Origin of the sequence: Actinomadura decatromicini, assembly GCF_008121305.1 — a bacterium.
GTDB classification, from domain to species: Bacteria; Actinomycetota; Actinomycetes; order Streptosporangiales; family Streptosporangiaceae; genus Spirillospora; species Spirillospora syzygii.
Genome location: NZ_VSRQ01000008.1, coordinates 54,382 through 79,095, shown reverse-complemented (window position 1 = coordinate 79,095; position 24,714 = coordinate 54,382). Strand labels below are relative to the sequence as shown.

Annotated in this window: 22 protein-coding genes; 10 read left to right on the top strand and 12 right to left on the bottom strand. The window is 72.7% G+C overall.

Features of this window, described 5'->3' with window-relative positions; genetic code table 11:
• Positions 1-4: 4 nt before the first annotated feature.
• The 3 genes from FXF68_RS33175 to FXF68_RS33165 all read right to left on the bottom strand — a co-directional run bounded on the left by FXF68_RS33175 (position 5) and on the right by FXF68_RS33165 (position 3,781).
• Positions 5-1,216, bottom strand: coding sequence for a PucR family transcriptional regulator (locus FXF68_RS33175; RefSeq protein WP_148766334.1), 1,212 nt, complete (start codon positions 1,214-1,216; stop codon positions 5-7).
• 23 nt (positions 1,217-1,239) lie between these two features.
• Positions 1,240-2,481, bottom strand: coding sequence for a metal-dependent hydrolase family protein (locus tag FXF68_RS33170; RefSeq protein ID WP_148766332.1), 1,242 nt, complete (start codon positions 2,479-2,481; stop codon positions 1,240-1,242).
• 133 nt (positions 2,482-2,614) lie between these two features.
• Positions 2,615-3,781: a diaminopropionate ammonia-lyase gene (locus FXF68_RS33165; RefSeq protein ID WP_148766330.1), complete on the bottom strand. Its 1,167-nt coding sequence runs from the start codon at positions 3,779-3,781 to the stop codon at positions 2,615-2,617.
• An 86-nt stretch (positions 3,782-3,867) separates the two neighbouring features.
• Here FXF68_RS33165 and FXF68_RS33160 point away from each other — a divergent pair, with 86 nt between their 5' ends.
• Positions 3,868-4,533: a GntR family transcriptional regulator gene (locus tag FXF68_RS33160; RefSeq protein ID WP_148766328.1), complete on the top strand. Its 666-nt coding sequence runs from the start codon at positions 3,868-3,870 to the stop codon at positions 4,531-4,533.
• 12 nt (positions 4,534-4,545) lie between these two features.
• On the opposite strand, the gene FXF68_RS33155 is transcribed toward FXF68_RS33160, so the two are convergent.
• A complete protein-coding gene (locus tag FXF68_RS33155) occupies positions 4,546-5,241 on the bottom strand; it encodes a MerR family transcriptional regulator (RefSeq protein WP_148766326.1) in 696 nt (231 codons plus the stop codon).
• Positions 5,242-5,331: 90 nt separating this feature from the next.
• Here FXF68_RS33155 and FXF68_RS33150 point away from each other — a divergent pair, with 90 nt between their 5' ends.
• From FXF68_RS33150 to FXF68_RS33140, 3 genes are all read left to right on the top strand, one after another.
• Positions 5,332-6,501 carry an erythromycin esterase family protein gene (locus tag FXF68_RS33150; RefSeq protein ID WP_246179087.1) on the top strand — a complete coding sequence of 390 codons (1,170 nt, stop codon included), beginning with the start codon at positions 5,332-5,334 and terminating at the stop codon, positions 6,499-6,501.
• Positions 6,502-6,607: 106 nt separating this feature from the next.
• The gene (locus tag FXF68_RS33145) at positions 6,608-8,614 is read left to right on the top strand and encodes a WD40 repeat domain-containing protein (RefSeq protein WP_148766322.1); all 2,007 of its coding nucleotides are present in this window, start codon (positions 6,608-6,610) and stop codon (positions 8,612-8,614) included.
• Between the two features lie 31 nt (positions 8,615-8,645).
• The gene (locus FXF68_RS33140) at positions 8,646-9,755 is read left to right on the top strand and encodes an alpha/beta hydrolase (protein WP_148766320.1); all 1,110 of its coding nucleotides are present in this window, start codon (positions 8,646-8,648) and stop codon (positions 9,753-9,755) included.
• Positions 9,756-9,811: 56 nt separating this feature from the next.
• On the opposite strand, the gene FXF68_RS33135 is transcribed toward FXF68_RS33140, so the two are convergent.
• The 8 genes from FXF68_RS33135 to FXF68_RS33100 all read right to left on the bottom strand — a co-directional run bounded on the left by FXF68_RS33135 (position 9,812) and on the right by FXF68_RS33100 (position 17,766).
• Positions 9,812-10,789 (bottom strand): alpha/beta fold hydrolase, encoded by a 978-nt coding sequence (locus FXF68_RS33135; RefSeq protein WP_148766318.1) that lies wholly within the window; start codon positions 10,787-10,789, stop codon positions 9,812-9,814.
• An 85-nt stretch (positions 10,790-10,874) separates the two neighbouring features.
• Positions 10,875-11,861 carry an NAD(P)H-dependent flavin oxidoreductase gene (locus tag FXF68_RS33130; RefSeq protein ID WP_148766315.1) on the bottom strand — a complete coding sequence of 329 codons (987 nt, stop codon included), beginning with the start codon at positions 11,859-11,861 and terminating at the stop codon, positions 10,875-10,877.
• Entirely contained in the window at positions 11,858-13,501 is a 1,644-nt protein-coding gene (locus FXF68_RS33125; RefSeq protein ID WP_148766313.1) for an AMP-binding protein, read from the bottom strand. Before FXF68_RS33125 ends, FXF68_RS33130 begins: the two co-directional genes overlap by 4 nt.
• A 3-nt stretch (positions 13,502-13,504) precedes the next feature.
• The gene (locus tag FXF68_RS33120; protein ID WP_148766312.1) at positions 13,505-14,293 is read right to left on the bottom strand and encodes an enoyl-CoA hydratase/isomerase family protein; all 789 of its coding nucleotides are present in this window, start codon (positions 14,291-14,293) and stop codon (positions 13,505-13,507) included.
• Between the two features lies 1 nt (position 14,294).
• Complete coding sequence (locus FXF68_RS33115) at positions 14,295-15,485, bottom strand: CaiB/BaiF CoA transferase family protein (protein WP_148766310.1); 1,191 nt, start codon at positions 15,483-15,485, stop codon at positions 14,295-14,297.
• On the bottom strand, positions 15,482-16,222 hold the full coding sequence (locus FXF68_RS33110; RefSeq protein ID WP_148766308.1) for an enoyl-CoA hydratase/isomerase family protein: 741 nt from the start codon (positions 16,220-16,222) through the stop codon (positions 15,482-15,484). The genes FXF68_RS33115 and FXF68_RS33110 overlap by 4 nt, the downstream gene beginning before the upstream one ends.
• The gene (locus FXF68_RS33105) at positions 16,215-17,162 is read right to left on the bottom strand and encodes a hydroxymethylglutaryl-CoA lyase (RefSeq protein WP_148766306.1); all 948 of its coding nucleotides are present in this window, start codon (positions 17,160-17,162) and stop codon (positions 16,215-16,217) included. Before FXF68_RS33105 ends, FXF68_RS33110 begins: the two co-directional genes overlap by 8 nt.
• Positions 17,163-17,274: 112 nt before the next feature.
• Positions 17,275-17,766, bottom strand: coding sequence for a MarR family winged helix-turn-helix transcriptional regulator (locus tag FXF68_RS33100; RefSeq protein ID WP_067888371.1), 492 nt, complete (start codon positions 17,764-17,766; stop codon positions 17,275-17,277).
• Positions 17,767-17,900: 134 nt separating this feature from the next.
• Between FXF68_RS33100 and FXF68_RS33095 the strand changes: the two genes are divergently transcribed.
• Genes FXF68_RS33095 through FXF68_RS33070 form a run of 6 tightly spaced genes read left to right on the top strand, consistent with a single transcriptional unit; the run spans position 17,901 to position 24,656 of the window.
• The gene (locus FXF68_RS33095) at positions 17,901-19,349 is read left to right on the top strand and encodes an NAD-dependent succinate-semialdehyde dehydrogenase (protein ID WP_148766304.1); all 1,449 of its coding nucleotides are present in this window, start codon (positions 17,901-17,903) and stop codon (positions 19,347-19,349) included.
• Positions 19,350-19,363: 14 nt separating this feature from the next.
• Positions 19,364-20,671: an aminotransferase family protein gene (locus FXF68_RS33090; RefSeq protein WP_148766302.1), complete on the top strand. Its 1,308-nt coding sequence runs from the start codon at positions 19,364-19,366 to the stop codon at positions 20,669-20,671.
• Between the two features lie 45 nt (positions 20,672-20,716).
• A complete protein-coding gene (locus tag FXF68_RS33085) occupies positions 20,717-21,784 on the top strand; it encodes an ABC transporter substrate-binding protein (RefSeq protein WP_187438221.1) in 1,068 nt (355 codons plus the stop codon).
• 4 nt (positions 21,785-21,788) lie between these two features.
• Positions 21,789-22,691 (top strand): ABC transporter permease, encoded by a 903-nt coding sequence (locus FXF68_RS33080; protein WP_148766297.1) that lies wholly within the window; start codon positions 21,789-21,791, stop codon positions 22,689-22,691.
• A complete protein-coding gene (locus FXF68_RS33075) occupies positions 22,684-23,514 on the top strand; it encodes an ABC transporter permease (RefSeq protein ID WP_148766295.1) in 831 nt (276 codons plus the stop codon). The genes FXF68_RS33080 and FXF68_RS33075 overlap by 8 nt, the downstream gene beginning before the upstream one ends.
• The gene (locus FXF68_RS33070; protein ID WP_148766293.1) at positions 23,511-24,656 is read left to right on the top strand and encodes an ABC transporter ATP-binding protein; all 1,146 of its coding nucleotides are present in this window, start codon (positions 23,511-23,513) and stop codon (positions 24,654-24,656) included. Before FXF68_RS33075 ends, FXF68_RS33070 begins: the two co-directional genes overlap by 4 nt.
• The last annotated feature ends 58 nt before the right edge of the window (positions 24,657-24,714 follow it).

The following is a 24,714-nucleotide window of genomic DNA, read 5'->3' as shown; positions in this document are numbered from 1 at the left end:
GGGCTCAGCGGCGGCCGGTCAGCCGGGCGAGCCGCAGGCCGAGGTGGACCACCAGCCGGTCGTCGCCGTTGCGCAGGTCGATCCCGGCCAGCTCCTCGAACCGGCGGAGGCGGTGGTAGAGCGAGGCGCGGTGGATGCTCAGCAGCTCCGCCGTCGCCTTGACCTCCCCGGCGTTGTCCAGGTAGCTCTCCACCGTCGCGATGATCGTGCGGATCTGCGGGTCGTCCTGCGCCAGCAGCGACTGGAGGCCGGGGTGCAGCCCCACCTTGCGGAGCCGGTCGCGGGGGATCTCCGCCAGCAGCCCGTACACGCCGCAGTCCTCGGTGCGGACGACGACGCCGAGCGTCCGGACGAAGCGGGCCACGTCGACGGCGCGCAGCGCCTGGTCGTAGGAGTTGTCCAGGGTCGCGAGCGAGTCGTGCAGCGCGCCGATGCCCACCCAGACCCGCTCGTGCTTGCCGAGCTCCGCGAGGTAGTGGCGGCGGAGGATCGCGCCGACCTCAGGGAGCCTGCGGCTCGGCCAGGACGTCCCGCCCGGCGCGACGATGAGGACGCCGTGGTCGGGACGGACGAGATGCAAGCAGTGCCGCGCGGGGAACTCGCGGCGGGTGCGCTGAAGGGCGAGCTCCATGGCGACCCGCCGGTCGTCCTGCAGCACTTCGCTGGTGGGGCCAGCAGCGACCAGCACCGTCGCCTCGCCGCCGGTGAACAGGTCGTTGTCGATCAGCTCGGAGGCGGCGAACTCGCGGACGGGGCGGTCGTGGCTGAACAGGTCCCGGACCAGCTCGCGCTCGCGGCTGCGCGCGATCTGCTCGATGAAGCTCTCGCGGAACAGGACGTCCCCGGCCTCGAGCGCGGCGTCCCTGACCCACTCCAGCAGCCGGTCGTCGGGCGGCTCGGTGAGCAGCACCCACAGGAACCCGAGCAGCGTGCTCCGGTGCCGGATCGGCGCGCACAGCCGCTCGATGGTGAGGCCGAACTCGGGGCACAGCGGCAGCAGGAACGGCTCGTCCGAGCCCTTGGGGACGTGCCGGTGCACGTAGTTCGCCAGCTCGTCCGGCACCCGCCGCTGGAGGATCGACTGCTTCCGCGCGCTGTCGACGCCCGTGTGATGGGCGCTGTAGGCGAGCAGGCGCAGCCGCGGGTCGTCGACGGCCACCGAACGCCGCGAGCGCTCCGCCAGCCCGTCGACGAGACGTTGAAGCTCCCAGACCACGTCCATAGTTTAAGTGGGCCATTTCACCTATTGCGGACGGCTGAAATCACCCGTCCACGATGGACGACCAGGCGGACCCGGTCCGGGTCCAGGAAGATCGACGGGTCGTCCAACGGGGAGCCGTCGAGCGCGACCAGGTCGGCGGCCTTGCCGGGCGCGACCGTGCCGACCTCGTCGGCCAGCCCGAGGATCTCCGCGTTGGTCCGGGTCGCCGAGACGAGCGCGCCCATCGGGCCGAGCAGCTCGGCCTTCAGGACGAGTTCGCGGGCGCGGCCGGTCTGGTCGGGGCCGATCAGGTCCGAGCCGGAGCCGATCGGGACCCCGGCCTCGCGGGCGACGAGGACCGCCTGCCGCATGCCGTCCAGCACCAGCTCGGCCCGTCCGGCCATCTCGGGCGGGAGGCCCACCGCCTCCGTCGAGTCGATCAACTGGTGCGCGACCGACAGGGTGGGGACGAGGCTCGCGCCGTGCCGCCGCATCTCCGCCGCCGTCCGCTCGTCGAGCCGGCTGCCGTGCTCCACGCAGGTCACCCCGGCCTCCAGCGCGTTGCGGATGCCCGCGTTGTTGTGCGCGTGGGCCGTCACGTAGGTGTTCCGCGCCCGCGCCTCCCGGACGGCGACGGCGATCTCCTCGACGCCGAGCTGGGTGTGGTCGAGCTCGTCGCCGTGCGCCAGCACCGCCCCGGTGACCATCAGCTTGAGGAAGCCCGCGCCCCGGCGGAACGCCTCCCGCGCCGCGCGGCGCATCTCGGCCGGCCCGTCGGCGAGCAGGCTCATGCCGAGCAGGCCGGGCATGTCGCGGGTCTCCCACCGGCGGGACGGCTCCCAGGGCGGCGCGTAGTGGCCGCCGCCGCCCGTCTGCGAGAGGATCGGCCCGCTCGTCAGCACGCGGGGGCCGAGCACCGCGCCGGACGAGACCGCCCGGACGACGCCGGCGTCGATCCCGCCGCAGTCGCGGACCGTGGTGAACCCCTCGCGGAGGGCGCGCTCGGCCGCCCCGAAGATCGCCGCCGCGATCTCGGCGGCCGAGATCTGCCCGGTCACCAGCCCTTGCAGATCGCTGGACAGCCCCAGGTGCGCGTGCGCGTCGATCAGCCCCGGCATGAGCGTGCACCCGGTGAGGTCGACGACCTCCGCGCCCGCCGGGGGCGTGCGCGCGACGTCCAGGATCCGGCCGTCCGCCACGACGACGACCCGGCCGGAGACGGGGTCCGCCCCCGTCCCGTCGATGAGCGCGGCCCCCGTCAGCGCGAGCGTGGTCGTCATCGGCCGCCTTCCCCCGAGCGTCGAACGAGTGTCGAAGTCCTCGGGCCAGGCTCCCCGTCCGCGGACGCCGCCGCCAGTGACATCGGTCGCGTGCGGGAGGCCGCGCCGGCGACGAACGTCGCACGGCGTGCTCTCAGGCCGGGAGGACGGCGTCCTCCTGGCGTCCCACCACGTCGAGGTAGCTGGCGGGGTCGCTGGCTCCTTCGGTGTTGAGCAGGAGGATCGTGCTGTTCGCTCCCAGGCCGAGGGCGGCGCGGGAGTCGCGGCCGGCGCAGACGAGCCGGGCTCCGGCCAGGGACGCGGCGCCGCTCTCGCCCGCCTCGATCCCGGACCGGGCGAAGAGCCGCATCGCCTCGCGGGCCGCGCGGTCGTCCACGGTGACGGTCGCGTCGACCGTCGCGCGCAGGATCGGCCAGGCGATGACGCTGAGCTCGCCGCAGTTCAGCCCGGCCATGATCGAGTGGTGCGGGCCCTGGACGGCGGTCGGGGCTCCGGCCGCGAGGGAGCGGTGCGCGCAGTCGGCGGAGTCGGGTTCGACCGTCGCGACGCGGGTGGCGGCGCGGGGGCCGAACCGCAGCCCCACGGCGGCGGCGAACGCGCCCACCCCGGTGGGGACGACGACCAGGTCCACGGCGTCGGCGGGAACCAGGCCCGCCTCGGCGAGCTGCTCGTCGACCTCGTCGAAGATGGTGGCGTAGCCGTCGATGACGTGCCGGGGCACGGTCTCGTATCCGGGCCAGGACGTGTCGGAGACCAGGATGTCGCGGTCGTCGCGGGCGGCCTGCTCGGCGACGTACCGCACGGTGTCGTCGTAACCGGCGAACACCCGGACGACCTGCGCCCCCTCGCCCTCGATCGCGGCCGCCCGGGAGGCGGAGACGTCGAGCGGCACGTAGATGCGGGCGCGCATGCCGAGCAGCCCGGCCATGCGCGCCACGGCCCGGCCGTGGTTGCCGTCGGTGGCGCAGGTCAGCACGTGGTCGCGCAGCGGCGCGGCGGCCCGGCGCAGGTCGTCGAAGGAGAGCGCGGGATCGAGGCCGAGGAGGTCGCACAGCGTCCGGTGGACCCCCCAGGACGAACCGAGGATCTTGAACGACGGCAGCCCGAGCCGGGACTGCTCGTTCTTGACGAACACCCGTCCCACGCCCAGCGTCCGCGCCAGCTCGGGCGTCTCGACCAGGGGCGTGCGGTCGTAGCCCGGCATCGTCCGGTGGAAACGGCGGGGGGCGCCGCGTGGGTCGTCGCCGAGGGCGGGCGGCGAGCCGTCCTTCGGTGATGGGGTCATGGCGAAGTCGGGCATGGAGCCGCCTCCAAGGTCACAGCGATCTGCATTCTGTATTCAGTATGTAGCATGGCGGGCGTCGGGAGCGTGAGAGGGTGGCGTCCATGGCGGTCGATCGAAGGCTTCTGCGCGAACAGGTGCGGGACGAGGTCCTCGACCGCCTTCTCCAGGGCGGGCTCCCGGTGGGCGGCCGGATCAACGAGGTGCGGCTCGCGGCGGAGATCGGCGTGAGCCGGACGCCGCTGCGCGAGGCCCTGGCGAGCCTGGCGCGGGAGGGCCTGCTCGACGCCCGCCCGAACCGGGGCTACTGGGTGTCGGCGCTGAGCGAGCGCGAGATCCGCGAGACGTATCCGATCATCGCCCAGCTGGAGGTGCTCGCGATCAGGCTGTCCGATCCCGCGGACCTCGCCCGGCGCGCGCCCCGGCTCCTTGAGCTGGCGGACGGCATGGCGGCCGGCGCCGACGCGCGCGAGGTCCGGCGGGCCGACGACGAGTGGCACGCGGCTCTGCTGGCGGCCTGCCCGAACCGGCGGCTCCTCGACATGATCGGCGACACCAAGCGCGTCGTCCACCGCTACGAGCACGCCTACCTCGGCGACGCGGACAGCGTGCGGGAGTCGGTCGACCAGCACAAGGGCATCGCCGCCGCCCTGCGCGACCAGGACCTGGAGACGGCCTGCGCCGAGCTGGCCGGCAACTGGACGACCTCCATGAACCGCCTCGTCGCCCGCCTCACCGGCTCACAGGAGGCGATCCAGCCACGCGCCTGACCCCCGATAGAACTACGGCAACGGATGCTCGTCGCGGGCGTCCAGGTAGGCGTCCAGGTCGGCGGCGCCCTTGAGCATGGCGCGGGCTCGGGCGGAGAGGCGACGCCGCCAGTCGCGGAGGGTGGCCTCCAGCGGGGCGACGCCTCCGGCCGAGCGGACCTGGTCGATCAGCGGGGCGATCTGCTCCAGCAGGTAGCCGCCCCGCCTGAGCTGGTGGACGAGCCGCGCGTCCCGCACCTCGGCCGCGCCGTAGACCCGGTAGCCCGTCCGGGGATCGCGGCGCGGCCGGACCAGTCCTGCGTTCTCCCATTTGCGCAGGGTGGCGGGACGCAGGCCGAGCCGCCTGGCCAGGGGCCCGATGAGGACGTCGCCGCGTTCGGGCGGCACGGGCGCCAGGTCGCGGAGCGCGGCCTCGACCGCCTGGAGGGTGCGGCGGTCGTCCAGGAGCCGGTCGTGGCTCTCGTCGATGAGCAGCAGCGCGTCCTGGACGTCGCCCCGGTTGACCGCCTGCATGATCGCCGTGGCGGTCCGGTGCCCGTGCCCGGGGACGAGGGCCATGAAGGCACGCAAGGCCAGCGCGTGCAGCGGGGTGTAGGTGCGGTAGCCGTGAGCGGTGCGTTCGGCGGCGGGCAGCACCCCGGCGTCCTCGTAGTTCCTGACCGCTTGGGTGGACAGACCATGCTCGCGAGCCAGGTCCACCGGCCTCATGGGTGCACATCCGTTTGAAGGTTCATCGCCGAGCAGCTCGCATTTTCGCGCGAAAGTTTACATTGAATGTTCAACGATACCGTCGAAGGTATGGACTTCAAGGACATTTCCTGGCCGGTCGACGGCGCGGGCATCTCCGCGTTCCTGCGGTCGCTTCCCGCCCGGCCCGCGCTGCTCGGCCTGGGCGAGGCCAGGCATTTCGTCGGAGAGCTGGGCGAGCTGCGCAACGAGATCTTCCGGTATCTGGTCGAGCACGAGGGCTACCGGTCGTTCGCCATCGAGAGCGACTGCCTCAAGGCCCTGGTGGTGGACGACTACCTCGCGACGGGCGCGGGCACCCTCGACGACGTCATGGAACGCGGCTTCAGCCACCGTTTCGGCACGCCGCCGGCCAACCGCGACCTCGTCCGCTGGATGCGCGAGTACAACCGGGAACACGACGAGAAGCTCCGCTTCTTCGGGTTCGACGGCCCGCTGGAGTATTGGGCGGCGAGCCCCCGCGAGGCGCTCACCGCCCTCCACGCCCTCCTCGACGGCCCGCTCCCCCACACCCTGGAGACCATCGACGCGCTGCTGGGCCCGGACGAACCGTGGTCGGACGAGGCCACCGCCATGGACCCGTCCCGGTCGATCGGGCAGACCGCCGACGCCCGGCGGCTGCGGCTCATCGCCGACGACCTGGTGAGCCTCCTCGACACCCAGGCACCGCGGCTCAGCGAGCGGGATGCGGAACGGGCCGCACTGTACGCGCGCACCGCCGTCGGCCTGCTCCGCTACCACCATTGGATGGCCGACACGTCCCCGGAACGGTGGTCCCGGCTGTCGGCGCTGCGAGACGCGATGATGGCCGCCAACCTGCGGGCCGTCGCCGCGCGGGGCCGTCCCGCCCTGGCCTTCGGCCACAACCTCCACCTGCAACGGAACAAGAGCGTCATGCGGTTCGGCGACCGGAGATTGGAATGGTGGAGCGCCGGGGCGATCGCGGCGACGCGGCTCGGCGACCGGTACGCCTTCCTGGCCACGGCGCTCGGCACGGCGGGCGACGACGTCCCGCCGCCGGACACCATCGAGGGAATCCTGTCCGCCCTGCCCTGGGACCGCTCCCTCGTCGACGCGCGCCGCCTGCCCGAAGTGCTCAGCGAAGCCACCCCGCGCGTCTCCAGCGATTTCGCCTACTTCCCCCTGGACCCGGCCCGACTCGGCGCGATCGACGGCATCGCCTTCATCGGAAAGGCCGTCCATTTGGATTCGGTGACCTGAAAGACCGCGTGGGCGCCCGGAGCCGGTAGGTGAGAGCGGGATTTATGGGGCGAAGCTCCGATATCTTGGCCGAGGCTGATTTCTGGTCCGTGCGCTCGGAGGCTCGATGCCTGGACATCCGCACTGCGAAGACGACGAATTCGTGCCCCTTCCCTTCGGGGCCCAGATCGTCCCGGCGCTGGGCGGGCCCGGTGCGTCCGTGCAGGTCGTGGACACCGGGCTGGTGGACGGGCGCCCGGTCGTGATCAGCGACGGGCCGTACGGCCCGGTGCGGCTCTGGGACCTCGGGTCCCACCGGCAGATCGGCCCGCCGCTGGAGGGCGAGTCCGGGATGTCGGTCCGGTCGCTGGCCTTCGGTCACCTGGACGGCAGGCCCGTCGCCGTCCGGGGCAACGTCGACCTGACGATCTGGGAGCTGACCGGGCACGGGCGGACCGACCGGCCCGCCGAACCGCGCTACATCAGGCACAACGGCATGGGATCGGTCTACTCGGTGGCCTGCGGCGTGCTCGACGGACGCTCGATCGCGGTCACCGGCGCCCACGACGCGATGGTCCGGGTCTGGGACCTCGGCCGCGGCACGCTGATCGGCGGGCCGCTGATCGCCCACGAGTCGGCGGTGCGGGCGGTGGCCGTCGACGTGCTCGCCCGGCGGACCATCGCGGTCAGCGGCAGCGAGGACAACACCGTCCGGGTCTGGGACCTGGCGTCCGGCACGCAGCGCGGCCGGGCCCTGACCGGGCACACGAAGCCGGTCCGGGCCGTGGCCGTGGGCATGCTCGACGGGCGGCCCGTCGCCGTCAGCGGCAGCGACGACAAGACCCTGCGGTTGTGGGACCTGCCCACCTGCGAGCAGATCGGCCCCGCCATGAGCGGTCACGAAGGCGAGATCCGGACGGTGGCCTTCGCCGCGCCGGACGGCGTCCCGATCGTCATCAGCGGCAGCCACGACTTCACCGTGCGGATCTGGGACGCGCGCACCGGCGAGCAGATCGGCATGCCCCTCAGGGACGGCCGGACCCTCGGCATCGAATCGGTCGCCTACTCCCTGCTCGGCGGCCGTCCCCGCGTCGTGGCCGCCGACGGCCACGGCTTCGCCCGCGTCTGGAACCTGGACGCGCACCGCGCGATGGGCGACGGCTCCCCCACCCGCTACGCCGCCGAACTGCCCGGCGCCTGGACCGATCCCGACACCGGCGACGTCTACGACCTGACCGGCCCGCTGACCGATGACGAGGGCGAAGAGTGGAAGTACGTCGATTTCGACGGCTTCGAACCTCTCGTCACCGACACCGACGACCCCCGTCTCGCGTGGAGCATCGTCGCTGCGCACGAACAATTCGGCTTCAGCGAGATCGTCACTCCCGGCCCGTCGGAGCCCGCCTTCACGCGGATCACCGCCGAGGAATGCCCGTCCTGCGGAAGCGAATCCGACCCCGGTGAAGAGATCTCCATCGACACCGCCCTCACCGGCTTCCTCGACTGCCTCAGGCACGACCCCGCGATGACCGACGAACGCTACGAGGACATGGAAGACGCCGTCCAAAGCCTGCGCGGCTCCGTGGGCTGGTATCTGGAGGACGGCTCCAAGTCCCCGGTGACCGAACTGCCCGACCACATGTGGGAATTCCTCAGCGTCTGGATGCCGCGCAGCATCTCCTCCGGCGGCGAGGAAGAAGAAGAGGAAATGGCGGCGATCGGCGAGATGGTCGAGCACCTCGCCGGATGGCTGCGCGAGCGGGGACGCCTGCCCGCCGACGCCGCCGCGGAAATGGCCGACGAGGGACGGAAGGCCGCCCGCGACCTTCCCGCCGGAAAACGCGCCAAGCGGATGCTCAACGACCTCATCGAGGACAGTCCCTTCGCCTTCCACAACCTCGACCCCGAGGAGGTTCTCGATGACTGGATGGGCAACATGTCCATCGCCAAGACCGGAAACGGCGCTCTCCAGTTCACCGAAGGCTATGACGACGACCCTCCGCAGGACATGACGCTCTCGGTCCCCGCGAACGTCGCGGAGCAGATCGGCGAGGGCTGGACGATCTGGGTCCGGCTCGTCCTCACCGAGTCCGACGGCTGGCAGTTCAGCCAGATCGGCACCGTTTTCACGTGACCGTCCCGCTCAGAGAGGACACGGAGGGCCGATGAGTCCTGACCGCTGGGACCGCCGGCGGATTTCCCGGTTCACACTCTCGGGGGTCGCCGACGCCGAGATCAGCGCGCATCCCTTCTCGACGGACGACGGGCTGGGCCTGAACCTCACCCGGTTCCGCCGCCGCGAATGCGACGACGTGGTCCTGCTGATCCACGGGATCTCGTGCTCGTCGGACATGTTCATCATGCCGGAGCACACCAACCTGGTGAATTTCCTGCACGACGCCGGGTTCGGCGACGTGTGGACGCTCGACTTCCGGATGAGCGCGCGATTCCCGTACAACTCCGAGACCCACCGCTACAACCTCGACGACATCGCCCACTACGACCACCCGGCGGCGCTCGCCGAACTGCGCCGCCATATCGGCGACAAGCGCGTCCACGTCATCGCGCACTGCCTGGGCGCGGCGTCGTTCTCCATGGCCCTGTCCGCCGGGACGGTCACCGACATCACCAGCCTGACCTGCAACAGCGTCTCGCTGGTCGCGCGGACGCCGCGCTGGGCGAAGATGAAGCTCGGCTACGCGCCGCCGATCATGGAATACCTTCTCGGGCCCTACCAGCTCGACCCGCGCTATTCGACCGCGCCCGTGCTGACCCGCGGCTGGATGCTCGCCAAGGCGATCCGGCCGTTCCACCGCGCGTGCGACGAGCCCGCCTGCCACATGCTCGGCTTCATGTGGGGCTGCGGAAAACCCATCTTCACGCACGAGAAGATGTCGCCCGTCACGCATGCCCGGCTGACCGACCTGTTCGGCGTGTGCAACCTCAATTACTACCGCCAGGTCCACAAAATGGTGCTGGCGGGTCGCGCGGTGAAATTCGACCGCCACGACTCACGCCACCGGGACCTGCCGGACGACTACCTCGCGAAGGCCGTCGACGTCGCGACGCCGATCCTGTTCCTCACCGGAGACCGCAACAACGTGTTCGGCGACTCCAACATCGTCTGCCACCGGCGGCTGGAATCGGCCGCGCCCGGCCGCCACGAACTGGCGGTCCTGCCCGGATACGGCCACCAGGACCCGTTCATGGGCGTCCACGCCGACACCGAGGTGTTCCCGCAGATCCTCGATTTCCTGAAGAGAGAAGCAGGTTGAGCAAATCTCGCCGGAGAGCCCGTGGCGGGGCACGGGCTCTCCGGCGCCGTCAACGCCTACCGTGAATGCTTGCGCACGAACGCGCGGAGGACGGGGTTGTAAACGTCCGAGCGCTCCCATTGCGGCGCGTGACCGCATTCGTTCGCCACCACCGTCTCCACGTCGCGGAAATGGCTCGCCATGATCCGCTGGACGCTCGGCGGGCTGTAGAGGTCGGCGTCCCCCCAGAGCAGCAGGGTCGGCACCCGCACCCGCTGCTTCACGTCCGCCCAGGTGAACGTGTTCTCGTTCCCCTGATCGACGGTGCTGTTGCGGGCGCGGTGGTGGATGTCGACCCACGCCGCCGTCCCGGCCACGTTGACCGCCCGGTAGGACGGGCCGAGCTCGATGAAGTCCGCGGGCATCTCGGCGAAGCCGGGCGGCCGGAGCCGCTTCAGCATGTCCTTGTAGTCCTGGTCCTGCGCGCCGGTGAGGCTGCCGCTGATGACGAGGCCGAGCAGCCGCTCCGGGTGGGACAGCGCGTAGTCGAGCGCCACTCCCCCGCCCGCCGCCACGCCCACGGCGTGGAACTTGCGGATGCCGAGGTGCTCGACGAGGGCGTGCAGGTCGCCGGCGCCGGTGCCCGGGTTGTCGGCGGGCGGCGCGTCCGACTTGAAGTGCCCGCGGCGCGAGTAGCCGATGACGCGGAACCCGGCCTTCGCGAGGTACGGCTGCTGGTACGGCCAGCTCTCCGCGCTGCCGCTGTAGGCGTGCAGCAGGACGATCGGCGTGCCGTGGCCCCCGGTGTCCCAGTACCAGACGCGTCCGCCGGGCACCGGGGCGTAGCCCTCGGTGGCCGGGGCCTGCGGCGGGATCGGGATGATCGGCAGCGGGGAGTCGGGCCGGGGCGCGCCGCCGCCCGCGGCGAACGCGCTCCCCCCGCTCGCGGCGAACGCGGCGCCGCCCGCCGCGAGCGCCGCCGCCCCGCCGAGCAGGCCGCGCCGGCCGAGTGCCGGCTCCGCCCATTTTCGCAGGGCTCTTTCGTTGGTCGTCATACAAGACCTCCTCAGTCTCGGCCTCAGGTGTCCGCGCCCTAGCGCGCGGCACCCGGCCGCTCTCCCCCGAAGCTCCGTGCGCGCCCTACCTGGACGGGATCGGCGCCGCCGACCGCCGCACCCCCGGCAGCCGTCCGACCGCGGCGGCGTACTCGTCCACCAGCCGCTCGACGATCCGCGCGGCGGGCAGGACCGCGTCGACGAGGCCCGCCGACTGCCCCATCTCGACCTTGCCGCCGGCGACGTCGCCGTCGACGGCGGCCGTCCGCAGGCTGGCCGCGGTGAACTCGGCGCGGCGCCGCTCCAGGTCGGCGCCGCCGCTCTCCAGTTCCAGCATCCGCTCGGCGAAGTCGTTGGCCCGGACCCGGATCAGGCCGAGGCCGCGGCCCACCGTCCGGGTGTCGCCGATCCCGGCCGCCAGCACCGCCTCCTTGTAGGCGGGGTGCACGTTGGCCTCCTCGCTGGCGAGGAAGCGCGTGCCGAACTGGGCCGCGCCGCAGCCGAGGGCCAGCGCGGCGGCGAGGCCCGCGCCGTCCGCGAACCCGCCCGAGGCGATCACCGGGACGGCGGGGAACCGCCGCGTCACCGCGCGCACCGTGACCAGCGTGGAGACCAGCCCGGCGGGCGGGTGGCCGCCCGCCTCCGCGCCGACGACGACGAGGCCGTCGACCCCGGCGTCCACGGCCTTGGCCGCGTGCTCCTCGGACGCCACGACGTGCAGGCAGATCGTCCCGACGTCCTTGAAGCGGCGCAGGTAGCGGCGCGGGCCGCCCTGCGACGCGATCAGCACCGGGATCCGGCGGGCCGCGAGCAGGTCCATGACCTCGTCCGCGCCCGTGCGGTAGAGCGGCAGGTTCACCGCGTACGGGCGGTCGGTGCCCGCCGCGACCTCGCCGATCGTCCGGTCGAGGTCGGGCAGCCGCATCGGCCCGGCGGCGACCACGCCGAGGCCCCCGGCGTTCGACACGGCGAGCGGCAGCCGCGAGTCCGACGACGCCCACGACATGCCCGCCTGGACGATCGGCAGATCACAGCCGAGCAGCCGGGTGACGCCGGTCTCGATCGCGCTCATCTCGTCTCCGCGTGGTCCAGCAGCCGTCGTGCGTGGTCGGCGAGGTGCCGTTTCGGGACCTTCGAGCTGGCCGTCATCCCGAACTCCTCGAAGCTCGCGACCACGTGGACGTGGCGCGGCACCTTGAACCCGGCGAGGCGCTCGCGGATCCAGGCGGTGACGTCGTCCGGCTCGACCCGGTGCCCGTCGGCCGGGACGACGAACGCGAACGGGACCTCCATCAGCCGGTCGTCCGGCACGCCGACCACCGCCGCCTGCCGGATGCCGGGATGGTGGTGCAGGACGTCCTCGATCTCGGTCGGCGAGACGTTCTCCCCGCCGACGCGGATGACCTCCTTGGCCCGGCCGACGAACTCCAGGCGGCCGTCGGGGCCGAGGCGGCCGAGGTCGCCGGTGCGCAGCCAGCCGTCCGGCGACAGCGCCTCCGCGGTCTCGGCGGGCATCTCGAAGTAGCCGCGCATGACGTTCCAGCCGCGGACGAGGATCTCCCCGACGCCGCCGGGCGGGACGTCCCGTCCGGCGGCCGGGTCGTGCACGCGGACCTCGACGCCGGGCTCGGGCAGCATCCGGCCGGAGAGCCGCACGTCCTCGGGCTCCCACCAGGCCGACTGCGCCACGTTCGGCGACGCCTCCGACAGCCCGTAGCCGACGACGCACTCGGCCGCGCCGAGCTCGGTCGCGATGCGCCGGACGACGGCGGGCGACGCGGCCGCCCACGCCCCGCGCAGCCGCAGCCGCCGCCGGGGCAGGTCGGGGTGGTTCAGCAGCATCAGGGCGATGGTGTCGTTGCCGGAGAAGTGGGTGCAGCGCTCGTCCTCGATGAGGCGGAGCGCCTCGCCGGGCTCGAACCTGTCCATCGTCACCACGGTCGCGGCGTGCTGGAGGCAGGCGAGGACGGTCAGCGTGCTGCCCGCCGCGTGGAAGAACGGCCGCGCGCTGTGGAACCGGTCGCCGGGCCGCAGCCCGAGCCGCGCGCCCGAGAAGAAGGCGTCGGCGCACATGCTGCGCTGGGTCAGCAGCACGCCCTTCGGGTGGGACGTGGTGCCGGACGTGTACTGGATCAGCAGGACGTCGTCCGGCGTGCCGCAGGGCTCCACCGGCGGCGCGGGGGTCGCGCGGAAGTCGTCCCAGGAGCGGGCGGCGGCGGGGACGTCCGAGCCGAGCACGACCACCGACCGCAGGTCGGGCAGCGCGGGGTCGGGCAGGGCGGAGTCGGCGGCGGGGCAGATCCGCCGGAGCACGGCGACGAAGTCGATGTTCAGGAAGCGGTCGGCGACGAACAGGAGCGAGGACCGCGACTGCCGCAGCGCGTACGCGATCTCCGGGGCCCGCCACCGGGTGTTGATCGGCACGGTCACCGCGCCCAGCGAGCCGATGGCGAGGAAGAGCGTGACCCATTCCGGTCCGTTGCCGAGGCAGACGGCCACGTGGTCGCCGCGCCGGACGCCCGCCGCCGCCAGCCTCGCGCGGACGGCCGCGACCTCGTCGGCCAGCGCGGCGTAGGCGATCCGGCCGCGCGGGGTGACGACGGCCTCGACGTCGCCCGCGACGGTCGCCGCGCGGCGCAGCGCCTCGTGGACGGTCAGCGGGCACACCCCGGCCAGCTCGTCGGCCGGCGCTTGCACGGTCCGCGGTTCCATGGCTCAGCTCCCCTCCGGTTCCGGCCGCCTGCCCGTGCGCCTGGCCGTGGCGAAGTCCTCGACGCCGCCGCGCCAGCCGCCGTCCGCGAGGCAGCGCTCGATCGCCGCCATCTCGATCCGGATGCCCTTCGCGAGGTCGGTCTCCGAGCCGAGGTCGACGGCCTGCTTGGTCAGCGCCATCGCGAGGCGCGGCGCGCCCGCGATCTTCGCGGCGAGCTCCGCGCCGGTCGCCAGCAGGTCGGCGGCGGGGACCGTCCGCGCCACGAGGCCCACGGCGGCGGCCTCGGCGGCGGGCATCGTCCGGGACGTGAACAGCAGCTCCTTCGCGCGTCGCTTGCCGATGACGCGCTGGAGCCGCTGCGTCGCGCCGACCGTCCCCCAGTGCGCCTCGGGGAACCGGAACGTCGCGTCGTCGGCGGCCACGATGAAGTCGCAGGACATGGCGATCTCCCCGCCGGAGCCGACGACCGGGCCGTGCGCCAGCGCCACCACGGGCTTCGCGCACCGCTCGATCGCCTCGTAGGCGGCGAACGACGCGAGCCGCCGGGCGCGCACCCAGCCCTCGTCGCGGCCCTGCCGCTCCTTGAGGTCGGCGCCCGCGCAGAACGCGGGCCCGGCCGCCCGCAGCAGCACGGCCCCGACGCCGTCGGCGGCGTCCAGCCGCGCGAACACCTCGCTCAGCCGGTGGCACATGGCGAGGTTCAGCGCGTTGCGGGACCCCGGCCGGTTCAGCACGACGTGCGCGACGCCGTCCGCCTCCTCCACCAGCACCGGGTCGTCGGTGGCGCCCATGTCAGACCGTCCCTTCTTCGCGCAGCCGGGCCACGTCCGCCCGGTCCAGGCCGAGGAGGCCGGTGAGCACGTCCTCGGTGTCGGCGCCGAGCAGCGGCGGGACGCCCGGCTCGGGGTAGTCGCGGCCGTCCACGCGCAGCGGCGTGCGCAGCGCGCCGAACTCGCCCTCGACGGGATGGTCGAAGCTGCCCACCATCCCTCGGGCCGTGGTGTGCGGGTCGGCGAGCGCCTCGCGCGCCGAGTTCACCTCGCCCGCGGGGACGTCGACGGCGCGCAGCTCGTCCGCGAGGGGGTGCCGGGTCCGGCGGCCGATGGCGGCGGCGAGCGCGGCCATCACCCGTCCGCGCTGCGCGAGCCGTCCGGCGTTGGCGGCGAGGTCCGGGTCGGCGGCCAGCTCGGGCAGGTCGAGCACCCGGCACAGCGGGGCCCAGTGCTGGTCGCTGCAGCTGATGTGCAGCCAGCCGCCGTCCGCGCACTGGAACGCGGCGGACGGGACGCGGCCCGGGTGCTCGGTGCCGGTGCGGGACGGGTCCTCGTCCAGCGCGAAGATCCGCGCGGCGGCCAGCGCGAGCAGGCTCGTCTGGACGTCCATCATCGCGAGGTCGACGTGCGAGCCGCGGCCGTCCGCGCCGCGTCCGAGGAGCCCGGTGAGGATCGCGATGGTGATCCACAGCCCGGACGTCATGTCGGAGATCGGGACGCCGACCTTCGCGGGCGGCGTGTCCGGGTGGCCGGTGAGCGACATGATCCCGGACAGCGCCTGGAAGACGGTGTCGTAACCCTTGCGGTCCGAGTACGGCCCGGACCGCCCGAAACCCGTGCTGGACACGTAGACCAGGCGCGGGTTGCGCTCCGCGAGCGCCTCGTAGCCGAGCCCGTACTTGTCCATGGTGCCGGGCATGAAGTTCTCCACCACGACGTCGGCGCGGTCGGCCAGCTCGCGGGCGATGTCCTGCCCGCGCGGGGAGCTCAGGTCGAGCGTCACCGACCGCTTGCCCCGGTTGACGGTGAAGAAGTAGGCGCTCTCGCCGCCGGGCAGGCGCGGCTCGAACGTCCGGGTCTCGTCGCCGCGCCGGGGCCGCTCGATCTTGATGACGTCGGCGCCGAGCTCGGCGAGGATCTGGGTGGCGAGCGGACCGGCGAGGACGCGGGTGAAGTCCAGCACGGTCACGCCCCGCAGCGGCCCCGTCATGCGCCCTCCCCGGGGAACCCGCGCATGATCGCGTTGACGTCGCCGCCGGTCCGCATGGCCTCCGCGAACGGCAGGTCGGCGACCCGGTGGAACAGGCTCTTGGCCGCCGCCATCGCGAGCGGGTTCACCTCGGCCCAGCCGGCGGCGATCTCCAGCCCGGCGGCGAGCGCGTCCGCGGGCTCGGTCACCCGGTTGGCGAGGCCGAGGTCGGCCAGCTCGGCGGCGGACAGCACGCGGCCGGTGCTGATCAGCTCGAACGCCAGCTTGCGCCCGAAGTGCCGCTGCAGCCCGGTCATCACGATCGCCGGGACGATCGAGTGCCGCAGCTCCGGATACCCGAACTTGACGTCGGACGCGGCGACCATCATGTCGCAGCCGATGGCGAGCCCCGCCCCGCCGCCCATCGCCGCGCCGCGCACCACGGACACGACGGGCTTGGAGAGCTGCTGCAGCATCGCCTGCGTGCGGGTCGTCAGCTCGGCCCGCCGGACGACGGCGCGCTGGTTCGCCGGGGTGAGGTCGGCGAACTCCTTGAGGTCGGCTCCGGCGCTGAAGGCGCGTCCCTCGCCGGTGAGGACGACGGCGCGGACCGCCTCGTCCTCGTCGGCGGCGCGCAGCGCGTCGTGCAGGGCGCGGGTGAGCGCGGTGTCGAGCGCGTTGAGCTTGGCCGGACGGTTCATCCGCAGCACCCGGACGGGGCCGCGGTCGTCCACGAGGAGCACTTCTGACTCAGCCATGAGCGACCGCCCTCTCGCCGACGAGCCCGAACCCGGCGCGGGCGACCATGCTGTGCAGCGGACGTCCGAGCGCCCGCTCGCAGCGCTCCGACGCCGCCATGACCGCGTCGAGGTCGAGCCCGGTGCGGACGCCCTCGGACTCCAGCAGGTTCACGAGGTCCTCGGTGCTGACGTTCCCGGTCATCCCCTGCCCGTACTGGATCCTGGCGGGGTGGCCGCCGACCCCGCCGAAGGAGCTGTCGAAGTCGCGGCACCCGGCCTCCAGCGCGGCGAAGCAGTTGGCGAGCCCGCTGCCGCGCGTGTTGTGGAAGTGCGCGACGATCGGCGGCGCGGGCCCGCCCGCCGCCGTGATCCGCCGGAACATGCTCTTGACGGTGGTCGGCGTCGCGAGGCCGGTGGTGTCGCCGAGCGTCACGACGTCCACGCCGAGGTCGGCGAAGCGGGCCGCGTCGGCGGCGACGACGCCGGGGTCGACGGCGCCCTCGAACGGGCACCCGAACGCCACCGAGATCACGCCGACGAGCCGGAAGCGGCCGGCGGCGAGCCGCACCATTTCGGTCACCCGCGCCCACTGCCCTTCACGGGTGGTGCGCATGTTGCGCTCGGTGTGGGACTCGGTCGCCGAGACGAGCAGGCTCAGCTCGTGGGCGCCGTGCCCGGCGTCCAGATCGGCGATGGCACGTTCCACCGCGCGTACGTTGGGGCAGGTGGCCTTGTAGGCGACCCCGGCGCGGCGGGGCAGCCCGGCGAGCACCGCGCTCGCGTCGCGGAGCGCCGGGACCCGCTCGGGATGGCCGTACCCGGTCGCTTCGATCCTGGTGAAGCCCGCGTCGGCGAAGGCCCCGATCAGCTCGATCTTGACGTCCGTCGGGACGTGGGCGCTCTCGTGCTGGAGCCCGTCGCGGGCGAAGCACTCGCAGATCGTCGCGTGGTCGGCCATGCGCGTCCAGCCTCCTAGGGGAGCGTCGAGGTCGTCACGGGAGGAATATAGCCTACTGATGACAACATCAACACCTGGCCCCGGCCGGTGGCCGTCCGCGCCCGGCGGCGGGTCAGCGCTCGGAGCGCTCCAGCGCCTTGGCCAGCGTGGCGAGCTTGCGCAGGGCCGAGTCGAGCACCTCCTGTTCCAGCGGGGTGAGGCAGACGAGGAAGGCGTTGTTGCGCTCGTTCGCGGCCCCGATGAGCCCCCGGTAGAGCGCCCGCCCGCTGCGGGTCAGCGTGAGCTGGGTCGTGCGGCCGGGCCCGGGCTCGCGCTCCACCAGGCCGCCCGCCGCCAGCTTGCTCGCGACCCGGCTCATCTGCGCCTTGTCCAGGCCCGCCAGCCGGGCCAGCCGGTTGACGGTGAGCGGCTCGTCGGCGCCGAGCAGGGCGATCGTCCGCCACTCCTGCAGGCTGACGTTGAATTCCCGGCGGTAGCGGAGGGCGGCGCTGCGGGACAGGGCGTTGGCCACCCGGTGCAGCCGGTACGACAGCAGCTCCCTGATCGGCAGGAGTTCGGTCTCCTGGGCGGCGGGATCGGCCGACGGAGACGGTTGGGCGTTCATGCCCCCACTGTAAGGCGGCGCGCGGCCGTCACGACGCAGGTTCCGCCAACTGTTGACAAATACAACACCGGCCTTGGAAACTGTGCGGCATCGATTACGGTCGGCGTAACGGATGACAGAGGGAGGGCCGCAATATGCCCGCAGACCCGTCCGCAACCCTGCTCGTCGATGGGGTGTGGGAACCGGGATCCGCGACCTTCGACGTGGCGGACCCCGCCACGCTCCGCGTCCTCGGCCAGGTCGCCGACGCGGGTCCGGAGGAGGCGCTCGCGGCGCTCGCCGCCGCCGACCGGGCCGCCGGTCCCTGGCGGCGGACGCCCGCCGAGTCCCGCTCCACCGCCCTGCGCGCCGCCGCGGCCGGGATCCGCGCCCAGGCCGAGCCGCTCGCCGCGCTCATGACGAGCGAGAACGGCAAGCCGCTCGGCGAGGCGCGCGGCGAGATCCTCGGCAGCGCCCGGATGCTGGAATGGGCCGCCGAGGAGGCGCGCCGCGCGAACGGCCGGGTGACGCCCGACGCCGCCGCCGGACCCGGGCTGGTGCTCCGCGTCCCGGTCGGCCCGGCGCTCGCGATCACCCCGTGGAACTTCCCGGCGAGCATGCTGGTCCGCAAGGTCGGGCTGGCCCTCGCCGCCGGCTGCCCGGTGATCGTCAAACCGGCGGAGCAGACGCCGCTGGTCGGCACCGCGCTGGTGCGGATCATCGCCGAGGCGGGCGAGCTGCCCGCCGGGGTGCTCCAGTCGCTCACCACGTCCCGTCCCGGGGACGTCGCCGGGGCGCTGCTCGCCGACCCCCGGCTGCGCAAGGTCAGCTTCACCGGCTCCACCGCCGTGGGCCTCAGCCTCCTCCGCTCGACGGGCGACCACCTGCGCCGGACGTCCCTGGAGATGGGCGGCCACTCCCCCGCCATCGTGTTCGACGACGCCGACCTCCCCGCCGCCGCGGCCGCAGTCGCCGCCGCGAAGTTCGCCAACGCGGGGCAGAGCTGCATCGCGGTGAACCGGCTGCTCGTCCAGCGGTCGGTGCACGACGAGTTCGTGGCGCTCCTCCTGGAGAAGGTGGCCGCGCTCAAGCTCGGGCACGGCTCCGCCGAGGGCACCACCGTCGGCCCGCTGATCGACTTCACCGGGCTGGACAAGGTGGAGCGGCACGTCACCGACGCGGTCAAGCGCGGCGCGGAGGTCGCGGCGGGCGGACGGCGCTGGACGCCCGACGACGCCGCCCTCACCGGCGCGTTCTACGAGCCGACCGTCCTGACCGGCGCGGACGACGCCATGCTGATCAGCTCCGAGGAGACCTTCGGCCCGGTGCTCCCGGTCTACTCCTTCGACGACGACGAAGAGGCCGTGGACCGCGCCAACGCCACCGACTACGGGCTGGCGGCCTACGTCCACGGCTCCGCCCTGACCCGCGTGTGGCGGGCCGTCGACCGGCTGAGCTTCGGCGTCGTGGCGGTGAACGAGGCGTTCCCCGTCCGTCCGGAACTGCCGTTCGGCGGGATGAAGAACAGCGGCCTGGAACGCGAGGGCGGCACCGAGGGCATCGACGCCTACCTGGAGAGCAAGTCCGTGGCGATGAGGCTCTAAGGAGGCGCGGGACCATGACTACGCAAGAGCACGTGGGGACGGAGCGGGCGGAGCTGCTCGCCGACGCGGACAAGCGGACGCTCATCCATCCGCACAGCGTCATCGGCGCGCCCGCCGAGCCGCTGGTCCTCGACCGGGGCGAGGGCGCCGTGGTCTGGGACGTGAACGGCAGGTCCTACATCGACGGCACCTGCGGCCTGTGGCAGTGCCCGGTCGGGCACGGCCGGGACGAGCTGGCCGCGGCCGCCGCCGAGCAGATGGGCAGGCTGGAGTTCTACTCGTCCTTCGGCGACTATTCCAACGAGCCGTCGATCCGGCTGGCCGAGCGGCTCCTCGAACTGGCGCCGCCGAACATGCGCCGGGTCTTCCTGACCAACGGCGGGTCGGAGGGGAACGAGACGGCGATCAAGCTCGCCCGGCTCGCCCACCACCACGCCGGGAACCCGGAGCGGTTCGTGATCCTCGCCCGCGAGGGCGGCTACCACGGGATGGGCGGCGGCTCGCTCGCCGCGACCGGGATCGACCGGCTGCGCGCGGGCTTCGGTCCGCTGATGCCGGGGATCGAGTTCCTCGCCAAGCCGCACTCCGTGCGCGGCGCGGACGTCACCGACCGGCTCGTCGGCGAGCTGGAGGAGCGGATCGCGGAGATCGGCCCGGAGCGGATCGCGGCGTTCATCGGCGAGCCGGTGCTCGGCGTCGGCGGCATGGTGCCGCCACCCGAGGACTACTGGCCCAGGGTGCAGGACGTCCTGCGCCGGCACGGCATCCTGCTGATCCTCGACGAGGTCGTCACCGCGTTCGGCCGGATCGGCCACTGGTTCGGCTCGGCGCGGTACGGCATCGAGCCGGATCTGATCGTCACCGCGAAGGGGCTGACCAGCGGCTACATCCCGATGGGCGCGGTGCTCGCGGGCGAGCGGGTGCTCGACCTCGCGGACGGCGCCGCGTTCCTGCACGGGTTCACCTACAACGGGCACCCGGTCGGGTCGGCGGTGGCGCTCGCCAACATCGGCATCCTGGAGCGCGAAGGGCTCCTGGAACGTGCCGAGACACTCGGCGCCCAGCTGCTCGCCGCGCTCAAGCCGCTGGAGCGGCTGGACCACGTCCTCGAGGTCCGCGGCGTCGGGATGATGCTCGGCGTCGAGCTGACCGGCCCCGACGCCGCGACCGCGGCGGCCGGGGTGCAGGCCGGCGCCCGCGCGGACGGGGTGATCGTGCGTGCCTCCGGCACCACGATCGTCCTCTCCCCGCCACTGGTGATCGACGAGGGGCGGCTCGACACGCTGGCCCGCGTCCTGACCGAACACGTCACAGCGGCCTGACGGGGCAGGACGCGCGCAGCCCTTACCCACCCCCAGGAGGAGATCGTGCGGCGAACAACCCGGCGTATCGGCGCGGCGGCCAGGGTCACGGCCGTCGGCGCGGCCGCGGTCCTCGCGGCCGCTGCCTGCAGCATCGGCAACGCGAGCGGAGGTGGCGACGACGACACCCTGACGTTCGTGTCGACCGGCGCCCCGTTCCAGAACTACCAGGCGGAGGCGTGGCAGAAGCCCTTCACCGCCGAGACCGGGGTCAAGTTCCGCAACGACGGCCCGGTCGACGAGGCGAAGATGAAGACGATGGTCGAGGCCAGGAAGGTGACCTGGGACGTCGTCGACACCAGCGCCGCCGCGACCGAGCAGTACTGCGGCAAGTACGTCGAGAAGCTCGACTTCTCGATCGTCGACAAGAGCATCTTCCCGCCCGGGACGGTGAGCGAGTGCGGCGTCCCCGCGTTCTTCTACAGCACCATCTTCATGTTCAACAAGCAGAAGTACGGCGCGAACCCGCCCACCAAGATCGCCGACTTCTTCGACGTGAAGAAGTACCCGGGCAAGCGGATCGTGCCGCCGGAGGTCGCCGTCGGGCTGCTGGAGGCGGCGCTGCTCGCCGACGGCGTCCCGCAGGACAAGCTCTACCCGCTCGACCTGGACCGGGCGTTCAAGAAGCTCGACCAGATCAAGGGCGTGACCACGTTCGCGCAGACCTACGGGCAGATGCAGCAGATGATGGTCGACAAGCAGATCGACATGGGGCTGATGCTGAACGCCCGCGCCTACCAGGCGCTCAAGGCGGGCGCCCCGTTCGAGCCGGTCTGGGACAAGACGATCGTCAACTGGGACGATCTCGTGATCCCCAAGGGCTCGAAGAACAAGGAGCAGGCGATGAAGTTCATCGCCTCCGCGTCCGGGGAGAAGCCGTCCGCCAGGATGTCGGAGCTGGCGTCGGTGCTGCCGATCAAGGAGACCATCAAGCCGAACTTCGACCAGTACCAGCAGCGGCTGAACGCGTACGCGCCGGAGCACAAGGACAGCATCGTCCGGACCGACGCGGCCTGGTGGGGCAAGAACTTCGACATGGTCACCAAGCGCTACACGGCGTGGCTCAACGGGTGACGCGATGAGCGCCCCGACCGCATCGGCGCCGCCGGTCGCCGCCACCGGCGGCGCCGGCCCGGCCGCCGCCCGGCCGCGCCGGCGGCTGGCGGGCTGGTTCATCCTGCCCGCCACCGCCCTGCTGCTGGTGTTCTTCTGCTACCCGCTCGCCTTCGTCATCTGGCGGAGCTTCACCGACCCGTCCGCGGGGCTCGGCAACTACACGGCCCTGCTGCACGACGGCGTGTCCACCACGGTCCTGGTGCGGACGCTCGTCACCGGGCTGATCGTGTCCGCCTGCACCCTCGTGATCGCCTACCCGTACGCGTACACGATGACGAGGGTCGGGCCGCGCGGCCGGAACCTGATGACGGTCGTGGTCCTGCTGCCGTTCTGGACGTCGATGATGGCCCGCAACTTCGCCTGGTACATGCTGGAGCAGCGCGGCGGCCTGATCGACGACGCGTTCTCCGCGGTCGGGATCCACGGCGTCGTCCTGCTCGGCTCGGTGCCCGGCGTGGCGGTCGCGATGGTGCAGGTCATGCTGCCGTTCATGGTCCTCCCGCTGTACAGCGGGATGGAGGGCATCGACAAGCGGCTGCTCGACGCGGCGACCAGCCTCGGCGCGCCGCGCTGGCGGGCGTTCGCCCGGGTGTACCTGCCGCTGTCGCTGCCGGGCGTGCTGTCGGGGTTCACGCTCGTGTTCATCCTGACGCTCGGGTTCTACGTCACCCCGGCGCTGCTCGGCTCGCCGCAGGAGTCCCTGGTCGCCCAGCTGATCGCGACGCAGGTCAGCAAGCTGCTCGACTTCGGCGGAGCGGGCGCGCTCGGCACGGTGCTGCTGGCGGTGACGCTGCTGGCGCTGTTCGTCGTGTCGCGGTTCGCGAACCTCTCGTCCACGACGGAGAAGGCGGTGACGAATGACTGAGCAGGCTGCCTCGGGCGGGCCCGGGCTGCGGGCCGGACGGGACGGCGGCGTCGGCTGGGGCCTGCGGTCGGTGGTCGCGCTGACCGGGCTCGTGCTGATCGCGCCGACCGCCGTCGTGATCCCGATGAGCTTCTCCGGGGGCGACACCTTCCAGTTCCCGCCCGAGGACTGGTCGCTGCGCTGGTACCAGGCGTTCTTCAGCTCCGAGAAGTGGATGCGGTCGCTGCTGACCTCGGTGCAGATCGGGCTGCTCGTGGCGGTGACGGCGACCGTCCTCGGCGTCGCGGCGGCGTTCGGGCTGAACCGGGCGGGCTTCCGCGGCCGGGGCGCGATCCGCTCGCTGATGATGGCGCCGCTGATCGTCCCGGGCATCGTGGTCGCGGTGGCGATCTACGGCGTGTTCCTGCGCTGGCAGCTCAACGGCACCGCGATCGGGTTCGTGACCGCGCACACCGTGATGGCGCTGCCGTTCGTGGTGACGGTCATGACGACCAGCCTGGCCGGCTACGACCGCACGCTCGACACGGCCGCCGCGTCGCTCGGCGCCACCCCGGTGACGACGTTCTTCCGGATCACCGTGCCGCTGATCGCGCCCGGCGTGCTGTCGGGGTTCGTGTTCGCGTTCGTCATGTCGCTGGACGAGGTCGTCGTCGCGCTGTTCCTGCAGACGCCCGACATCCAGACGCTGCCGGTGCAGATGTACAACTCCATCACGCTGGAGATCGACCCGACCATCGCGGCCGCGTCCAGCCTGATGGTGACGGCCACGACCCTCGTCCTGCTGGTCCCGCAGTTCGTTCGCCGCAAGCGGAGCACACCATGAGCCATTCCGACACCAGCGCCAGCCCCGGGATCCGGATCGCGGGCGTCTCGAAGGTCTACCACGGGACGTCCCGTCCCGCCGTGGACGACGTGTCCCTCGACATCGCGGACGGCGAGTTCATCACCTTCCTCGGGCCGTCGGGCTCGGGCAAGACGACGATGCTGTCGATGCTCGCCGGGTTCGTCTCGGTGTCCGGCGGGACGATCGAGATCGACGGCCGGGACGTCTCCCGGCAGAAGCCGCACAAGCGGAACCTGGGCGTGGTGTTCCAGCAGTACGCGCTGTTCCCGCACATGAGCGTCGCGAAGAACGTCGCGTTCCCGCTCCAGCAGCGGCGGATGCCGAAGGCGCAGATCGCGGCGAAGGTCGCCGAGACGCTGAAGCTCGTCCACCTGGAGGACTACGCGGACCGGCTGCCGAGCATGCTGTCCGGCGGGCAGCAGCAGCGCGTCGCGCTGGCCCGCGCGGTGGTGTACCAGCCGCGCGCCCTGCTGATGGACGAGCCGCTCGGCGCGCTCGACCGGCGGCTGCGCGACCAGCTCCAGCGGGAGATCGCCCGCATGCACCGGGAGCTGGGCATGACGTTCATCTTCGTCACCCACGACCAGCACGAGGCGCTCACCCTGTCCGACCGCATCGCGGTGTTCAACGACGGCAGGGTCGAGCAGGTCGGGACGCCCTCCGAACTGTACGAGCGTCCCGGGACGCTGTTCGTCGCGCAGTTCCTCGGCGAGTCCACCTGCTTCCGCGGCACCGTCGACGCGGCCGCGGGCCTGCTGCGCTGCGAGGGGTTCGCGGCGCGGGCGCCGCGCCTGGACGCCGGGCTCGACGGGACGGGCGGCGTCGCCGTCGTCCGGCCCGAGCGGCTGGAGCTGCACTCCGGCGCGGGCGACGTCCCGTCCGGGCACAACCATGCCACCGCGACCGTCACCGAGATCGTCTACGTCGGCAACCACCACCAGGTGGGGCTGCGGTTCGGGGACGGCACGACCGGCTCGGCCATGCGGGTGGCCGGGCGGTCGCTCCCCGCCGTGCCGGGCGAGGAGGTCACGGTGAGCTGGGACCCGGAGCACCAGTCGATCGTCCCCGCCCCCGGCGGGACGTCCGCCTCGCCGTCCGTGCTCGAAGCCGCGGGCACCTGACCCCGCCCCCACCCTGAACCGCACACCCGCCACCGCACCCCGACCACCAGAGGGAGTC

What these genes read in the sequence shown, in the direction of transcription:
- FXF68_RS33170 (WP_148766332.1), bottom strand. Translation starts at nt 2,481, where the DNA reads ATGACGACCACGCTCGCGCTGACGGGGGCCGCGCTCATCGACGGGACG.
- FXF68_RS33165 (WP_148766330.1), bottom strand. Translation starts at nt 3,781, where the DNA reads ATGCCCGACTTCGCCATGACCCCATCACCGAAGGACGGCTCGCCGCCC.
- FXF68_RS33160 (WP_148766328.1), top strand. Translation starts at nt 3,868, where the DNA reads ATGGCGGTCGATCGAAGGCTTCTGCGCGAACAGGTGCGGGACGAGGTC.
- FXF68_RS33155 (WP_148766326.1), bottom strand. Translation starts at nt 5,241, where the DNA reads ATGAGGCCGGTGGACCTGGCTCGCGAGCATGGTCTGTCCACCCAAGCG.
- FXF68_RS33150 (WP_246179087.1), top strand. Translation starts at nt 5,332, where the DNA reads ATGGACTTCAAGGACATTTCCTGGCCGGTCGACGGCGCGGGCATCTCC.
- FXF68_RS33145 (WP_148766322.1), top strand. Translation starts at nt 6,608, where the DNA reads ATGCCTGGACATCCGCACTGCGAAGACGACGAATTCGTGCCCCTTCCC.
- FXF68_RS33140 (WP_148766320.1), top strand. Translation starts at nt 8,646, where the DNA reads ATGAGTCCTGACCGCTGGGACCGCCGGCGGATTTCCCGGTTCACACTC.
- FXF68_RS33135 (WP_148766318.1), bottom strand. Translation starts at nt 10,789, where the DNA reads ATGACGACCAACGAAAGAGCCCTGCGAAAATGGGCGGAGCCGGCACTC.
- FXF68_RS33130 (WP_148766315.1), bottom strand. Translation starts at nt 11,861, where the DNA reads ATGAGCGCGATCGAGACCGGCGTCACCCGGCTGCTCGGCTGTGATCTG.
- FXF68_RS33125 (WP_148766313.1), bottom strand. Translation starts at nt 13,501, where the DNA reads ATGGAACCGCGGACCGTGCAAGCGCCGGCCGACGAGCTGGCCGGGGTG.
- FXF68_RS33120 (WP_148766312.1), bottom strand. Translation starts at nt 14,293, where the DNA reads ATGGGCGCCACCGACGACCCGGTGCTGGTGGAGGAGGCGGACGGCGTC.
- FXF68_RS33115 (WP_148766310.1), bottom strand. Translation starts at nt 15,485, where the DNA reads ATGACGGGGCCGCTGCGGGGCGTGACCGTGCTGGACTTCACCCGCGTC.
- FXF68_RS33110 (WP_148766308.1), bottom strand. Translation starts at nt 16,222, where the DNA reads ATGGCTGAGTCAGAAGTGCTCCTCGTGGACGACCGCGGCCCCGTCCGG.
- FXF68_RS33105 (WP_148766306.1), bottom strand. Translation starts at nt 17,162, where the DNA reads ATGGCCGACCACGCGACGATCTGCGAGTGCTTCGCCCGCGACGGGCTC.
- FXF68_RS33100 (WP_067888371.1), bottom strand. Translation starts at nt 17,766, where the DNA reads ATGAACGCCCAACCGTCTCCGTCGGCCGATCCCGCCGCCCAGGAGACC.
- FXF68_RS33095 (WP_148766304.1), top strand. Translation starts at nt 17,901, where the DNA reads ATGCCCGCAGACCCGTCCGCAACCCTGCTCGTCGATGGGGTGTGGGAA.
- FXF68_RS33090 (WP_148766302.1), top strand. Translation starts at nt 19,364, where the DNA reads ATGACTACGCAAGAGCACGTGGGGACGGAGCGGGCGGAGCTGCTCGCC.
- FXF68_RS33080 (WP_148766297.1), top strand. Translation starts at nt 21,789, where the DNA reads ATGAGCGCCCCGACCGCATCGGCGCCGCCGGTCGCCGCCACCGGCGGC.
- FXF68_RS33075 (WP_148766295.1), top strand. Translation starts at nt 22,684, where the DNA reads ATGACTGAGCAGGCTGCCTCGGGCGGGCCCGGGCTGCGGGCCGGACGG.
- FXF68_RS33070 (WP_148766293.1), top strand. Translation starts at nt 23,511, where the DNA reads ATGAGCCATTCCGACACCAGCGCCAGCCCCGGGATCCGGATCGCGGGC.